14 protein-coding genes are annotated in these 15401 nt (G+C 66.1%); 2 read left to right on the top strand and 12 right to left on the bottom strand.

Annotation, left to right across the window (positions count from 1 at the left end):
- Complete coding sequence (locus WV31_RS09140) at positions 1–1248, top strand: ABC transporter permease (RefSeq protein ID WP_085373260.1); 1248 nt, start codon at positions 1–3, stop codon at positions 1246–1248.
- Positions 1248–1922, top strand: coding sequence for an ABC transporter ATP-binding protein (locus WV31_RS09145; RefSeq protein ID WP_085373261.1), 675 nt, complete (start codon positions 1248–1250; stop codon positions 1920–1922). Before WV31_RS09140 ends, WV31_RS09145 begins: the two co-directional genes overlap by 1 nt.
- 181 nt (positions 1923–2103) lie before the next feature.
- On the opposite strand, the gene WV31_RS09150 is transcribed toward WV31_RS09145, so the two are convergent.
- From WV31_RS09150 to nuoI, 12 genes are all read right to left on the bottom strand, one after another.
- The gene (locus WV31_RS09150; protein ID WP_085373262.1) at positions 2104–2739 is read right to left on the bottom strand and encodes a response regulator; all 636 of its coding nucleotides are present in this window, start codon (positions 2737–2739) and stop codon (positions 2104–2106) included.
- 423 nt (positions 2740–3162) lie between these two features.
- Positions 3163–3654 (bottom strand): molybdopterin-guanine dinucleotide biosynthesis protein B, encoded by a 492-nt coding sequence (gene mobB, locus WV31_RS09155; protein ID WP_085373263.1) that lies wholly within the window; start codon positions 3652–3654, stop codon positions 3163–3165.
- Between the two features lie 39 nt (positions 3655–3693).
- Entirely contained in the window at positions 3694–5751 is a 2058-nt protein-coding gene (locus tag WV31_RS09160) for a methyl-accepting chemotaxis protein (RefSeq protein ID WP_085373264.1), read from the bottom strand.
- A 92-nt stretch (positions 5752–5843) separates the two neighbouring features.
- Entirely contained in the window at positions 5844–7493 is a 1650-nt protein-coding gene (locus WV31_RS09165; protein ID WP_085373265.1) for a ribonuclease J, read from the bottom strand.
- Positions 7490–8272, bottom strand: coding sequence for a type III pantothenate kinase (locus tag WV31_RS09170; protein WP_085373266.1), 783 nt, complete (start codon positions 8270–8272; stop codon positions 7490–7492). The genes WV31_RS09165 and WV31_RS09170 overlap by 4 nt, the downstream gene beginning before the upstream one ends.
- Positions 8273–8284: 12 nt before the next feature.
- Entirely contained in the window at positions 8285–9031 is a 747-nt protein-coding gene (locus tag WV31_RS09175; RefSeq protein WP_085373267.1) for a biotin--[acetyl-CoA-carboxylase] ligase, read from the bottom strand.
- Entirely contained in the window at positions 9028–10491 is a 1464-nt protein-coding gene (nuoN, locus tag WV31_RS09180) for an NADH-quinone oxidoreductase subunit NuoN (RefSeq protein WP_085373268.1), read from the bottom strand. Before nuoN ends, WV31_RS09175 begins: the two co-directional genes overlap by 4 nt.
- Before the next feature lie 14 nt (positions 10492–10505).
- On the bottom strand, positions 10506–12020 hold the full coding sequence (locus WV31_RS09185; RefSeq protein WP_085373269.1) for an NADH-quinone oxidoreductase subunit M: 1515 nt from the start codon (positions 12018–12020) through the stop codon (positions 10506–10508).
- A gap of 18 nt (positions 12021–12038) precedes the next feature.
- Positions 12039–13967 (bottom strand): NADH-quinone oxidoreductase subunit L, encoded by a 1929-nt coding sequence (gene nuoL / locus WV31_RS09190; protein WP_085373270.1) that lies wholly within the window; start codon positions 13965–13967, stop codon positions 12039–12041.
- A gap of 4 nt (positions 13968–13971) precedes the next feature.
- Positions 13972–14283 carry an NADH-quinone oxidoreductase subunit NuoK gene (gene nuoK, locus WV31_RS09195; RefSeq protein WP_068435407.1) on the bottom strand — a complete coding sequence of 104 codons (312 nt, stop codon included), beginning with the start codon at positions 14281–14283 and terminating at the stop codon, positions 13972–13974.
- Positions 14283–14891 carry an NADH-quinone oxidoreductase subunit J gene (locus WV31_RS09200; protein ID WP_085373271.1) on the bottom strand — a complete coding sequence of 203 codons (609 nt, stop codon included), beginning with the start codon at positions 14889–14891 and terminating at the stop codon, positions 14283–14285. Before WV31_RS09200 ends, nuoK begins: the two co-directional genes overlap by 1 nt.
- A gap of 13 nt (positions 14892–14904) precedes the next feature.
- Positions 14905–15393 carry an NADH-quinone oxidoreductase subunit NuoI gene (nuoI, locus tag WV31_RS09205; protein WP_068435409.1) on the bottom strand — a complete coding sequence of 163 codons (489 nt, stop codon included), beginning with the start codon at positions 15391–15393 and terminating at the stop codon, positions 14905–14907.
- Between the last annotated feature and the right edge of the window lie 8 nt (positions 15394–15401).

The following is a 15401-nucleotide window of genomic DNA, read 5'->3' on the forward strand; positions in this document are numbered from 1 at the left end:
GTGCTGCCGCTCGGCCTCGCCATCGCGCTCCAGCACCTGCGCCACCGGCGGCGCCAGACCCTGGTGTCGCTGCTGGGCGTGTCGCTGGGCGTCGCCTTCTTCATCGGCATCTCGGCCATGATGCAGGGCTTCCAGCGCGACTTCATCGCGCGGATCATCGACGTCCAGCCCCACATCATCGTCAAGGACGAGGTGCGCGCCGCGCCCCGCCAGGCGGTGGAGCGGGCCTATCCCGACGGCGCCGTCTCCTTGCGCGGACTCAAACCCCGCGAAGAGGTGCGCGGCATAAGGGGCGCGCGCAACATGCTGGCCACCCTCGAGGAAATGCCGGGCGTCCACGTGGCCCCGGCGCTGTCCGGCAATCTGCTGCTGCGCTTCGGCGGCAAGGACGTCTCGGTCAACGTCACCGGCATCCAGCCCGAACGCGAACGCCACGTCACCCATCTGGAAAAGGACCTGCTGTCGGGCAGCCTCGACGCCCTTTACACCACCTCCAACGGCATCATCCTGGGCGAGGGCGTGGCGGCCAAGGCCGGCATCCGCAAGGACGACCTGATCTCGGCGGTATCGCCCCAGGGCGTGATGCTGAAGATGAAGGTCGTCGGAATCTTCCGCAGCAACATCACCCTGATGGACAATTTCGAGGTCTATACCCTGCTGAAGAAGGCGCAGATCCTCCAGAACCGTCCCAACGTCATCAACCGCCTCAACCTCAGGCTCGACGACGTGGAGCAGGCCGGGCCGCTGGCCGCCGAGATCGAACGCCGCTTCGGCTACCGCTCGGAACCCTGGATGGAGCAGTCGCGCAACGTGCTGGGCATCTTCGTCATCCAAAACGCCATCATGTATTCCACGGTCAGCGCCATCCTGATCGTCGCCTGCTTCGGCATCTTCAACGTCATCTCCACCGTGGTGTTCGAGAAGACCAGGGACATCGGCATCCTGAAATCCATGGGATTTCGGGATCGAGACATCCGCCGCATCTTCGTCATGGAGGGCCTGATCGTCGGCCTGATCGGCACGGTGATCGGCTGGCTGATGGGCTGGGGCCTGATCGAGTTCATGGCCTCGCTCGACTTCCAGATGGAGGGCTTCATCAAGGCCCAGGGCTTCGTGCTCTACCGCACGCCGCGCCACTACGCCATCAGCGCCGCCATGGCCATCGCCTCGGCCACCCTGGCCGCCTGGGTGCCGGCAAGGCGCGCCTCGCGCCTCAATCCGGTGGATATCGTCAGAGGAGCCGGCTGATGGACGCGGCCATCCAAGCCCGGGGCGTCACCCGCGAACTGCCCGGCCCCGTGCCGGTGACCCTGGTGCGCGACATCGACCTCACCATCGGACAGGGCGAGTTCGTGGCGGTGACCGGACCGTCCGGCTCGGGTAAGTCGTCGCTGCTTTATCTGCTGGGGCTGCTCGATGTCCCCACCGCCGGGGCTATCAGCCTGCTGGGCCGGCAAACCGGCGGGCTTACGCCCGACGCCATGGCCGAACTGCGCCTGGCCTCCATCGGCTTCGTCTTCCAGTTCCACTTCCTGCTGCCGGAATTCACCTGCCAGGCCAATGTGGAGATTCCCATCCGCCGCCTGGGCAATCTAAGCGATTCCCAGGCCCGTAAGCGGGCGGAGCTCCTGCTGGATTCGCTGGAACTGGCCGATCACCGGCGCAAGTATCCCGACCAGCTGTCGGGTGGCCAGCGCCAGCGCGTCGCCATCGCCCGCGCGCTGGCCAACGACCCGCCGCTGATCCTGGCCGACGAGCCCACCGGCAATCTGGATACCCGCACCGCCCATCTGGTGTTCGAACTGTTCCGCGACCTCGCCCACCGGCAGAACCGCACGGTGGTGGTGGTCACCCATGATGCCGAACTGGCGCAAACCGCCGACCGCCGCATCCATCTGGTGGACGGGCGCATCGTCGATTGACCGGACCGAGAGGGCGGGCTCAGGCCGGTCGGTGTTTGAAATGATCCGTCATCCCGACGCCCTTGGGCGGAGGGATCTCCGCCTGGGACGCTGTTTCCCAATTGGAAATGCCGTTCCAAAGTTGAGATCCCTCGCTTGCGCTCGGGATGACATGACGAGTCTGATCAAACGCCGACCGGTATCAGACGCCCATCTTGGCGGCAAGGATGGCCGCCTGGGTGCGGTTCTCGCAGCCCAGCGCCCGCAGGATGGCGGTCACGTGCAGCTTGACGGTGATCTCGGCCAGGCTGAGATCGCGGGCGATTTCCTTGTTGGACTTGCCCTGGCGCAGCATGGCCAGCACGTCGCGCTGGCGCGGCGTCAGCAGCGAGTGCAGCTGCTCGCCGTTGATGTCGCCGCCGGCGGGAGAGAGCGCGTCGGGCACGATGATGTGCGGGCTGACGAAGGTGTCACCCGCCAGAACCGAGCGGATGCCCGCCATCATGGAGGCGCTGCCGGCGGACTTGCAGATATAGCCGTGGGCGCCGCTGTCCAGCGCCTTTCGGACCGTCTGCGGTTCTTCCGACGCGGAGACCACCACCAGGTAGATGTCGGGAGCCGAACGCCGCACGGCCCCGATGGCGGAAAACCCATCCATGCCGGGCATGGACAGATCCATCAGCGCCACATCGATATCGCCGCCATTGCGCACCAGACCGAGCATCTGGTTGAAATCGCTGGCCTCGATGATGTCGAGCGGTTCGTCGGACAGGCTTTCCAGAACCATGCGCACTCCTTCACGGAACAACGCATGATCGTCGGCAAGAAGAACCTTCATTGCACAAAATCCCCAAAAAAGTTCAGCCGCAAGGCCAGCCCGAACCCCTTCGGCCTGCCCAGGCGGGTACCGCGCCACACAGTTGACGCGAAACGTACCTTCCCTCCGGCAACCGCGCCCGCCCCCAATGGCAAGCCCGGCCAACCGGTAACCCCAGAACCCATAATACTTTAATCATGCTTTGCCCCATGGAGCAACGCCAGATATGCAAGAGCATGACAGATATTCGCGAGTTTAAAATATCACTCACGGGTGTAATCCAGATTTATCAGCATAAGTTGAAATCTATCGGAATGCATAAGCACCCTCCATCAGGCCGATACCCGATGCAAGAGCAGGCTTCCCACATTTTTTCTGGGAGTTCCCTTGTCCTTACGCCTTATTCTTATGGATAGAACTTAAATTGCCACAAATAATCACAACTCAAATTTGGCAATACTGGCAAATATAAGCCGCTATCCCTTCGACATCATCACGATGAAACCGCGGCAGCGGAACGGCGTTGACCGGCTCGTCAGAAGCTAGAGCGACAATGCTTTTTTCCTCAGGCGCCAACATGGACTTGCCCAAAGACGGGTTCCACACTTCCAGTTTGGGATGGGAGGCCCATTTGTAGCCTTCGATCAACAACAGATCGATTCCGGCGAAGCGGTTCATCAGCCAGTCGAGGGGCGGCTCGGTCTCGCCCGGATGAATCTCGTGAATCAGGGCGAAGCGATGCGGCGAGGCGACGATGGTCTCCACCGCGCCGGCGCGGGCCAGAGCCCGGCACTCCTCGTCGCCCACGGCCGGGTCGTGATGGGTGTGCTTGACGGTGGCGACCTTGATTCCGGCCGCGACCAGGGCCGGGATCAGCCGGATCAGCAAGGTGGTCTTGCCGCTGCCACTCCAGCCGGCGATTCCGAAGACTTTCATGGCGGCCAGCCTACCAAACCGGCCGCCATGGGCAAATGTCTATCTCCGGACCGTGGACAGGAAGGAATCCACCTCGTGGTTGAGCGCGGTGGCGGGCCGCGCCAGATCCTTGGCCGCCCAGATCACCCGGATGGCCGCCGCGCAGTAGCGAACCGCCGCCTGGGTCACCGAGGCGACGCCGTCGCCCACCACGGCGGCGTCCGTGTCCATCGCCTCGACGCATCGCTCGATCCGGCCGGTGATCTCGCGCTGGCGCACCACCGCGCCCGCCACTTCGCCGGCGATGCGGTCCATGTGCAGGATGGCCTCGCCGATGCCGTCGATGGCCATGGCGGTGTCAGCGGTCGCCCCCTGGATCTCCGCCACCTGGGCGGCGATCTCGCGGGTGGAGCGGGCGGTCTGGTGGGCCAGATGCTTGACCTCGCCCGCCACCACGGCGAAGCCCTTGCCGGCCTCGCCCGCCCGCTGGGCCTCGATGGTGGCGTTGAGCGCCAGCATGTTGGTGCGCTGGGCGATCTCCTCGATCATGGTCACCACCCGGCCGATGCGGCCGGCCACCTCGGACAGGCTCTGGATGCGGCCGGTGGTGGCGGCAAGCCGGGTCACCGCATCCCGGGCGATGGCGGCGGCCCCTTCGGCCCCGGAGGAGATTTCCCGCACCGAGCCCCCCAGTTCGGTGGTGGCCTCGGCCACCGAACGCACCGTCGCCCGGCACTGGCGGGCGGCCTCGGCCACCGCCAGGGCGCTGCTCTTGCCGCTGTCGGCCCCCGACGTCATGCGCTCGGCGGTGTCGCGGATCCCCACCGCGTTGGAGGCGACCAGATCGGCGGTGCTCTTCACCGCCTGTTCGAAGCCTTCGGCCAGGGACAGCAGGTGGGCGCGGTTGGCGGCCTCGGCCCTGGCGCGGATGGAGTGCTGCTCGTCTTGCAGCCGCACCATGGCGATGGCGTTCTCCTTGAACACGCCGACGGCGCGGGCCATGTCGCCGATTTCGTCGCGGCGCCCGGTGCCGGGCACGGCGATGGCGTGGTCGCCATGGGATAGGCGCTCCATGGCGTCCTGGATGAGACGCACCGGCCGGGTGATGGAATGGGCGATGACCAGGCAGGCGGCCAGGAAGGAGAGGCCCGCCAGCATGCCCACCAGGGCGACCTGACGGCCGGTGGCGCGGCGCTCGGCCTCCTGGGCGGCGATGGCCTGGGCCATGCCTTCGCGGGCGAAGGCCAGCACCCGCTGCATCACCGGCTGCAGGGCCTGGAACCCGGCGCGGACCTCGGCCAGCTCGCCCTTGACCGACTGCGCCCCGGCGGCGAAGGCCTGGAAATCCTGGCCGTAGACGATGCTGAGGCGCCGCAGATCGTCGCGGGTGGAATTGGGCAGGGTCGAGGAATCCAGCGCCATGTCCAACTGGCCGAGAGCGGCCTGATGCCGCCCCAGGGCGCCCGCCTGCCCGTCCAGCATGAAATCGCGCTCGGCCAGGCGCAGCTTGGTCACCGCCAGCGACAAGGGCGCCGAGGCCGGCCACATGGCCAGTTCCTGCTCGACGGCGCGGGCCGATTCGGTCAGACGGGCCCGCAACCCCGACTGCGCCGTCAGACCCAGGCGGGTCATCTCGGCCTCGAGACGGGCGAAAGAGAGGGCGATGGTCTCGACCCCCACCTGGGCCTCACCCACCGCCTCGGCCATGGGGCCGCCGGCCGACAGTTCGGCCACCGCGTCCAGCCGCTCGCGGATCTGTCCCAGATCGTGGTGAAGGGCCTGGGCGGTAGCGGCCTCGTGATCGCGGGCGAACACCTCCATCAGGTTCTGGGCCACCGCCGAGCGGGCCCGCACGTCGGCGGCCAGATCGTTGAGCCGGCGATAGGAATCCTGGGCCTGGAGCATGGCTTCGATGCGCTGCCCGGCCGCCATGTAGACACTGCCGAACACCACGGCGGCGGCCAGGGCCAGCACCACCAGAAGGATGAAGCGGCCCCGGATGGGAAGGTCGGCCAGAAACGGCACCTCGCCGGCCCGAAGGCCATCGCGCGCCCAGGCCAGGGAAAAGGGGCGAAGGCCGAAGGCATCGGCGGTAACGGCATCCTGCTTCACGATCATGTCCTCAAGGCTCGATGATCCCCCTTCCCCCGGGCGGGATCATAGGCCTTAAGCGGGACTCTTCCGTGTCGGCGCGATGACGGTTTGGTGACTCAGACCCGAACCAGATGCACGTCGGTGATGGGCTTCTTGCCGTGGGTATCCTTGAGCGACCGGCGCACCGCCAGGCGGGCGGTTTCGCGCACCACGCCGTCGTCGCGGCGGACCTTCAAGGGCAGTTCCTCGATGGCGTCCCTCACCGCCTCGACCACCGCGTCGTGCTCTTCCGCCTCGTGGCCGGCGTCGAGCAGGCCGAGAGCCGTCAGCTGCGGGTCGCCCAGCAGCTTGCCCGCCTTGTCCAGCACCACGGTGACCACGGCCGAGCCGTTGAACACCATGCGCCGCCGATTGCGCAGGATCTCGGAATCGAGCCGCACGATGCGCGGCCCATCGACGCAGAGCTTGCCGGTGGGCACATGGTCGACCACTTCCACCGGGCCGGGGGCCAGACGCAGCATGGTGCCGTTGCTGGTCTCGACGGCCTCCTCCACCCCGCAGGCCCGCGCCAGCCGGGCGTGCTCCTGCAGGTGGCGGGCCTCGCCATGCACCGGCACGGCGATGCGCGGGCGCAACAGGCGGTACATCTCCTCCATCTCCTCGCGGGCCGGATGGCCGGAGACGTGGACGAACTCGTCCTTCTCGGTCACCACCTCGACGCCCAAGCGGACCAGATCGTTCTGCAGCCTGAAGATGTCCTTCTCGTTGCCGGGAATGATGCGCGACGAGAAGATGCAGACGTCGCCCTTGCCCAGTTTGACGTGGGGATGGTCGCCCGACGCGATGCGGGCCAGGGCGGCACGGGGCTCGCCCTGGCTGCCGGTGCAGATGTAGACCACCTTGTCCTTGGGCAGGTAGCCGGCGTCGTGCTCGGTGAGGAAGGGCGGCAGATCGGCAAGATAGCCGTTCTCGCGCGCCGCCTTGTCGATGCGCCACAGAGAGCGGCCCACCAGGGCGACGTTGCGGTCGTTGGCCATGGCGGCAACAGCGATGCTTTCCAGCCGCGCCACGTTGGTGGCGAAGCACGACACCGCGATACGGCCCGAAAAGCGGCCCAGCAGCTCGATCAGGCTGCCGCGCACCTGGGATTCCGAGCCTGAATGGCCCTTGGTGAAGACGTTGGTGGAATCGCCGATCAGGGCAAGGACGCCGTCCTTGCCCACCCGGCGCAGCGCCTCGGCATCGGTGGGCAGGCCCAGCAGCGGATCGGGATCGAACTTCCAGTCGCCGGTATGGACGATGGTCCCCAGCGGCGTGCGGATGGCCAGCACATTCGGCTCGGGAATGGAATGAGTGATCGAGATCATTTCGACCTCGAACGGACCCACCGAAAAACGCGAGCCCAGTTCAACTACATTGAGAGGCACCTGGGTGTGCAGCCCGGTCTCGTGCAGCTTGTTCTTCAGGATGGAAGCCGAGAACGGCGTCGCCCACACCGGGCAGCGCAGCCGGTCCCACAGGTACTGGACGGCGCCCAGGTGGTCCTCGTGGCCGTGGGTCAGCACGATGCCCACCAGCTTGTCCCGGCGTTCCTCGATCCAGGCGGGATCGGCCATCACCACGTCGACCATGGGCATGGTCTCGTCGCCGAACGACACGCCGCAATCGACCATCAGCCACTTGCCGCCGTAGCCGTACAGCGCGAGATTCATGCCGATCTCGCCGACACCCCCCAGCGGCAGGAAGACGAGTTCGCCCTGGCTCATCCCCGCACCGGGGCGGTATTGCGGCGGTTGATCTCGAGGAGGCCGCGGAGCGTCAGGTCGGCGTCCAGCGCATTGATCACCTTGGTGGCCTCGGCGAACAGCGGCGCCAGTCCACCGGTGGCCACCACCAGCATGTCCGAGCCGAACTCGTCCTTGATGCGCTTCACCAGGCCTTCGATCAGGCCCACATAGCCCCAGAAGATGCCCGATTGCATGGCCGGCACCGTGGCCCGCCCGATCACCTGGCGGGGCCGCCCGATGGCGACGCGGGGCAGCTTGGCGGCGGCCATGTGCAGCGCCTCGAGCGACAGGTTGATGCCGGGCGAGATGGCGCCGCCGCAGTAATTGCCGGCCTCGTCCACCACGTCGAAGGTGGTGGCGGTGCCGAAATCGATGACGATCAGCGGCCCCTTGTAGTACTTGTGCGCCGCCACGGCGTTGACCAGACGGTCGGCGCCCACTTCCTCGGGCCGGTCCAGCAGGATCGACAGGCCGAGATCGACGCCCTCGTCGCCCACCACCAGCGGCTCGCACTTGAAATAGCGGCGGCACAGCGTCTTGAGACCGAACACCATGGCCGGCACCACCGAGGCGATGATCGCCGACTTGATGTCCAGGCGGTTCAGCCCCTCGATGGTCAGCAATTGGGTGAGCCAGACGCCCAGCTCGTCGGCGGTGCGCTCGGAATCGGTCGAGGCGCGCCACTCGCCGCGCAGGGTGTCGCCGTCATAGACGGCGAAGACGATGTTGGTGTTGCCCGAATCGATGGCCAACAGCATGGTTGAGCTCCGTCACAATCCCGGAAAAAACACGTCGCCGGCCAGTACCCGGCGAATACCCGCGTCACCCTGGTCGAGCAGCATTCCGCCCTCCTCGTCCAGGCCGGCGAACACGCCGGTCAGCGTCTCGGCCTCGAGACGAACCACCGCCGCCTCGCCCAGTCCCCGCGCCCGGCCCAGCCAGGCGGACCGGATGGGCGCGAAGCCCTCGGCCCGCCAGCGGGCCAGCCAGGGGCCGAAATGCCGGCAAAGCCCGCTCAACACATCGGCAGTATCGCCGCCATAGCCCAGTTCCGCCAGCGACAAGGTCGCATACAGGGTCTCCCCCGGCGCGGGCCGCGTCGCCACGTCCACGCCGATGCCCAGCACCAGCCAGCCGTCGCCGGCGCTTTCCAGCAGCATGCCCGCCACCTTGCGGCCGTCCATCAGCACGTCGTTGGGCCACTTGCACCGCACATCGTGACCGGGGACCAGTTCGTCAAGGGCCTCGGCCAGGCTGAGGGCCGCCACGAAGCCGATCTGGGCCGCCTCACTCAACGGAGGGCGGATGCGCAGGGTGAAGGAGGCGTGCAGGTTGCCCTCGGGGCTTTCCCACGTCCGGCCGCGGCGGCCGCGTCCCGCGCTCTGGCGCTTGGCCGTCACCACCAAAAGATCGGCGGCGGTGCCGTCCTCGACCCGCCGCCGCGCCTCGTCGTTGGTGCTGCCGACACTGTCCAGGCCCACATGGCTGAACGGCGCCGGCAGGTGAATGGTGGTCATCCCGCCGCCGGGAACAGCACCTGGGCCGCCGCCTTGGCGCTGGTCACCAGCGGCGCCGGGATCAGGGTGAAGGCCAGGATCACCAGGGTGGAAACCGCCATCACCAGGGTCATGGAGGCGCCCACCGGCTTGTCGAAGGCTTCCACCGGCTCATCGAAGTACATGACCTTGATGATGCGCAGGTAGTAGTAGGCGCTCACCACCGAGGACAGCAGGCCGATGATGGCCAGGGTGTAGAGGCCGGACTCGACGGCGGCCATGAACACGTAGAACTTGCCCCAGAAGCCCGCCAGCGGCGGCACGCCCGCCATGGAGAACATCAGCACCGCCATGACGAAGGCCATCATGGGGTGGGTCTTGGACAGGCCGGCCAGATCGTCGATGCCTTCCACCATGCGGCCCTTCTGGCGCATGGACAGGATCACCGCGAAGGTGCCCACGTTCATGAACAGGTAGATGGCCAGATAGATCAGCACGCCCTGGATGCCCAGCGTCGAGCCGGCGGCGATGCCGACCAGCACGAAGCCAACATGGCCGATGGAGGAATACGCCATCAGACGCTTGATGTTGGTCTGGACCACGGCGGCGAAGGCGCCCACGAACATGGAGCCGATGGCCACGAAGGTCACCACCTGGCGCCACTGCTCCACCAGATCGGCGAAGGGGCCGGTCATGACACGGACCAGCAGGCACAAAGCGGCGATCTTGGGGGCCACGGCGAAGAACGAGGTCACCGGAGTGGGCGCGCCCTCGTAGACGTCGGGGGCCCACATGTGGAACGGCACCGCCGAAACCTTGAAGCACAGGCCGGCCATGACGAAGACCAGACCGGCGATGACGCCCATATTGGGCTTCACCGGGTGATCGTGGCCGCCCGCGAACAGGTTGGCCAGGGTCTCGAACGAGGTGGAGCCGGCGAAGCCGTAGATCAGCGAGACGCCATAGAGCAGCAGGCCCGAGGCCAGCGCGCCCAGCACGAAGTACTTGAGGCCCGCCTCGGTGGCCCGGGCGTTGTCGCGGTTATAGGCGGCCAGCACGTAGAGCGACAGGCTTTGCAGCTCCAGACCCAGGTAGAGGGCGAGGAAGTCGTTGGCCGAGATCATCATCAGCATGCCCAGCGTGGCGAACAGTACCAGCACCGGATATTCGAAGCGGCCGATCTTCTCGCGCTCGAGATAGGGCAGCGACATGGCGATGGAGATGGCCGAGGCCACCAGCACCATGCCCTTGGCGAAGCCGGCGAAGCGGTCGGCCACGAACAGGCCGTTGAAGGCCGTCAGCCGTTCGCCGCCCAGGCTGGAGACCAGCACCATGGCGGCGCCGAGAGCCAGGATCACCAGGACGGACACCGCCTTGGTGCTGTCCTCCTTGCGGAACACGCCCAGCATCAGCAGGGCCAGGCCAGCCACCGCCAGGAAGATTTCCGGCAGGACCGGGACGAGGTCGAGAGTCTTGATCACGTCTTAGGTCCCCCTTAGCGGGCAGCCAGCGTCAGGCCGTCATGGGCGGCCCGAGCAAGCTCGTAATTGGAGATCAGCTTGGTCACCGACGCATGCATCGGCTCGAGGAAGGTGCCGGGAGCGACACCCATCCAGATGGTCATGACGATCAGCGGCGCGAACACCGCGATCTCGCGCGGGCTCATGTCGAGAATCCCCTTGAGATCCTCGCGGGTGAGCCGGCCGAACACCACCCGGCGATAGAGGTACAGCATGTAGGCCGCCCCCAGCACCAGACCGGTGGCGGCGAAGAACGCCACCCAGGTGTTGACCTGGAACACGCCCATCAGCACCAGGAACTCGCCGACGAAGCCGGCGGTGCCGGGCAGGCCGACCGAAGCCATGGTGAACAGCATGAACACCGCCGCATACTTGGGCATGCGGGTGGCGAGGCCGCCGTAGCGGGCGATCTCGCGGGTGTGCATGCGGTCGTAGATCACGCCGACGCACAGGAACAGCGCGCCCGAGACGATGCCGTGCGACAGCATCTGGAACAGCGCGCCCTCGACGCCCTGGGTGGTCATGGCGAAGATGCCGATGGTGACGTAACCCATGTGGGCGACGGAGGAATAGGCGATCAGCTTCTTCATGTCCTCCTGCACCAGGGCCACCAGCGAGGTGTAGATCACCGCGACGATGGACAGGGTGTAGATCAGCGGCGTGAAGTAGACCGACGCGTCCGGCAGCATGGGGATGGAGAAGCGGATGAAGCCGTAGGCCCCCATCTTCAGCAGCACGCCGGCCAGGATCACCGAACCGCCGGTGGGCGCTTCCACGTGGGCGTCGGGCAGCCAGGTGTGCACCGGCCACATGGGAACCTTCACGGCGAAGGAGGCGAAGAAGGCCAGCCACAGCCACAGCTGCATCTTGAAGGGGAACGAGTGGGCCATCAGCGACGGGATGTCGGTGGTGTGGGCGTCGAAATACATGGCCAGCATGGCGACCAGCATCAGCACCGAACCCAGCAGGGTATAGAGGAAGAACTTGAACGCCGCGTACACCCGGCGCTGCCCGCCCCACACGCCGATGATGATGAACATCGGGATCAGGACGGCCTCGAAGAAGATGTAGAACAGCACCAGATCGAGCGCGCAGAACATGCCGATCATCATGGTCTCGAGGATCATGAAGGCCACCATGTACTCCTTGACCCGCTTCTCCACCGAGCCGAAGGCGGCCAGGATGCAGATGGGGCACAGGAAGGTGGACAACAGCACGAACCACACCGAGATGCCGTCAACGCCCATGGAATAGGCGATGGTGGTTCCGGGGAACCACAGCGCGGTCTCCTTCAGCTGGAAGTCCGGCGAGGCGCCGTTGAACTTCGCCAGGATGAACAGCGACACCACGAAGGTGGCGATGGAGGTCAGCAGCGCCACGTTGCGGGCATTGCGGGCCACCACCTCGGTTTCGCCGCGGATGGTGAGGATGAACAGCGCTCCGGCCAGGGGCAGGAACGTGGTCAGCGAGAGAAGGGGCCAGTCGTTCATGGGGCGTCTTCCTCGTCCTCAGCGCGCGTTGAAAATGTACCAGGTGACGAACGCCGCCACGCCGATCAGCATGGCGTAGGCGTAGTGGTAGAGGTAGCCGCTCTGGGCGCGAGCCACCTTCTGGGCGACCGCACGGGTCGCCGCCGCCACGCCGTCCGGCCCCACTCCGTCGATCAGCGCGCCGTCGCCGCCCTGCCACAGACCGCGGCCGAGCTTGAAGGCGGGCTTTACGAAGATCAGGTCGTACAGCTCGTCGAAGTACCACTTGTTCAGCAGGAACCGGTGCACACCCTTGAAGGTGTTGGCCAGCGCCACCGGCAGACCCGGAGCGAACACGTAGAAGAGATAGGCCAGCGCGATGCCCGACACCGCCACCACCGTGGGCAGCAGGGCCACCCAGGAGGGAACGTGATGGGCATTCTCCAGGCTGGGATGCGCCGGGGTGACCAGGATGGCGGAGCGCCAGAAATCATGGTTGTGATGACCGACGAACATCTCGTAGCCCGCCCAGCCGGCGAACAGGGCGCCCAGCGACAGGAACAGCAGCGGGATCAGCATCACCGCCGGGCTTTCATGGACATGGGCCATGACATGCTCGTCGGCGCGCGGACGGCCGTGGAAGGTCAGCAGCAGCAGACGCCACGAGTAGAAGGCGGTCAGGAAGGCGGCGAGGCAGCCGATCCAGTAGGCGCCCTGGCCGGCGATGGTGTGCGAGCCCCAGGCGGCTTCCAGGATGGTGTCCTTGGAGTAGTAGCCGGCGAAGAAGGGAATTCCGGCCAGCGCCAGGGAACCGATCCACATCAGGACCCAGGTGACCTTGACGTGCTTCCAGATGCCGCCCATGCGGCGGATGTCCTGCTCGTCGCTCATGGCGTGGATCACCGAACCGGCGCCCAGGAACAGCAGGGCCTTGAAGAAGGCGTGGGTCATCAGGTGGAAGATGGCGGCCTGGTAGGCCGACACGCCGATGGCGAAGAACATGTAGCCCAGCTGCGAGCAGGTAGAATACGCGATCACCCGCTTGATGTCGTTCTGCACGCAGCCCACCGTCGCCGCGAAGATGGCGGTGGCGGCGCCGACCACGGTCACCACGGTGAGAGCGGTGTCCGAGAACTCGAACAGCGGGCTCATGCGGGCGACCATGAAGACACCGGCGGTGACCATGGTGGCGGCATGGATCAGGGCCGACACCGGGGTCGGGCCCTCCATGGCGTCGGGCAGCCAGGTGTGCAGGCCCAGCTGGGCCGACTTGCCCATGGCGCCGACGAACAGCAGCAGGCAGCAGATGGTGATGGCGTGCCACTCGACGCCGAAGAAATTGACGGTGGCGTTGGCCTTGTCGGCGGCGGCGGCGAAGATGGGATCGAAGCCCACCGAGCCGAACAGGAAGTAGACGCCGAAGATGCCGAGCGCGAAACCGAAATCGCCGACGCGGTTGACCACGAAGGCCTTGATGGCGGCGGCCGAGGCCGAGGGCTTCTCGTACCAGAAGCCGATCAGCAGGTAGGAGGCGACACCGACGCCTTCCCAGCCGAAGAACATCTGCACCAGATTGTCGGACGTCACCAGCATCAGCATGGCGAAGGTGAACAGCGACAGGTAGCTCTGGAACCGCCAGATGGACGGATCGTGGCTCATGTAGCCGACCGAGTAGATGTGCACGGCCGCCGACACCCAGGTGACGACGATCAGCATCACGGCGGTGAGCGTATCGACCTTCAGCGACCAGTTGACGGCCATGGTGCCCGAGCGGATCCACTCGGCGACCACCACGGTCTGGGCCTCGCCGCCGATGGCGACCTTCTGGAAGATCAGCCCGGCCATCACGGCGGACGCCACCAGCAGGGTGCAGGTGACGATCTGCGCGCCCCTGTCGCCGATGAAGCGGCCGAACAGGCCGGCCACCACGGCGCCAAGGAGCGGCAGGAATACGGTTGCAGTGATCATCCGCTTACCCCTTGAGCTGGCTGATTTCTTCCACCGCGATGGTGCCGCGGTTACGGAAGAAGACGACGACGATGGCCAGGCCGATGGCGGCCTCGGCGGCGGCCACGGTCAGGATGAACATGGCGAACACCTGGCCGACCAGATCGTTCAGATAGGACGAGAAGGCCACCATGTTGATGTTGACGGCCAGAAGCATGAGCTCGATGGACATCATGATGATGATGACGTTCTTCCGGTTCAGGAAGATGCCCATCACGCCCAGCGTGAACAGGATGGCGGCTACCGTCAGGTAGTGGGACAGACCGATCTCGAGCATCAGATGCCCCTCCCCGACTGGACCTTCTTGAGTTCCACGTTATCGCGCGAGCGGCTGACCTGATCGGCGATGACCTGCTTGCGCACGCCGGTGCGCTTGCGGTGGGTCAGCAGGATGGTGCCGATCATGGCGACCAGCAGCACCAGACCCGACGCCTGGAACAGGTAGACGTAGTTGGTGTAGATCAGCTTGCCCAGCGCCACGGTGTTGGACGCCTGATCCAGAGTGGGCGTCGGCGCCTTGACCATGGCCTCGACGTCGGGCGCGAAGGCCCAGCCGCCGAACATGGCCAGCAATTCGACGAGGAGCACCACACCGATCAGCGCGCCGGTGGGCAGGTACTGCAGGAAGCCTTCCTTCATCTCCACCATGTTGATGTCGAGCATCATCACGACGAACAGGAACAGCACCGCGACGGCGCCCACATAGACCACCACCAGCACCATGGCCAGGAATTCGGCGCCCAGCAGCAGGAACAGGCCCGCCGCGTTGAAGAACGCCAGGATCAGCCAGAGCACCGAATGCACCGGATTGCGCGATGAGATCACCATCACACCGCTCGCCACCGCGATGGCGGCGAACATGTAGAAGATCAGAGCCGTGAACATGGATGGTCTCCCGTCACCGGTAGGGCGCGTCGGCGGCGATGCGGTAGGCCAGCTCGGCCTCCCAGCGGTCGCCGTTGGCGAGCAACTTGGACTTGTTGTACATGAGTTCCGCCCGCGTCTCGGTGGCGTACTCGAAGTTCGGACCCTCGACGATGGCGTCCACCGGGCAGGCCTCCTGGCACAGGCCGCAATAGATGCACTTGGTCATGTCGAGGTCGTAGCGGCGCGCCCGGCGCGAGCCGTCGGGCCGGGGCTCGGCCTCGATGGTGATCGCCTGGGCGGGGCAGATGGCCTCGCACAGCTTGCAGGCGATGCAGCGCTCTTCGCCGTTGGGATAACGGCGCAGGCAGTGCTCGCCGCGGAAGCGGACCGACAGCGGCCCCTTTTCATAGGGGTAGTTGATGGTCACCTTGGGCTTGAACATGTAGCGCAGCGTCAGCGCCAAGCCCTGGACGAGCTCGGTCAGCAGAAAGGCGCGCGCGGTGCGGTCGAGGAACGACATCGCTTTTC

Source organism: Magnetospirillum sp. ME-1 (assembly GCF_002105535.1).
Lineage (GTDB): Bacteria > Pseudomonadota > Alphaproteobacteria > Rhodospirillales > Magnetospirillaceae > Phaeospirillum.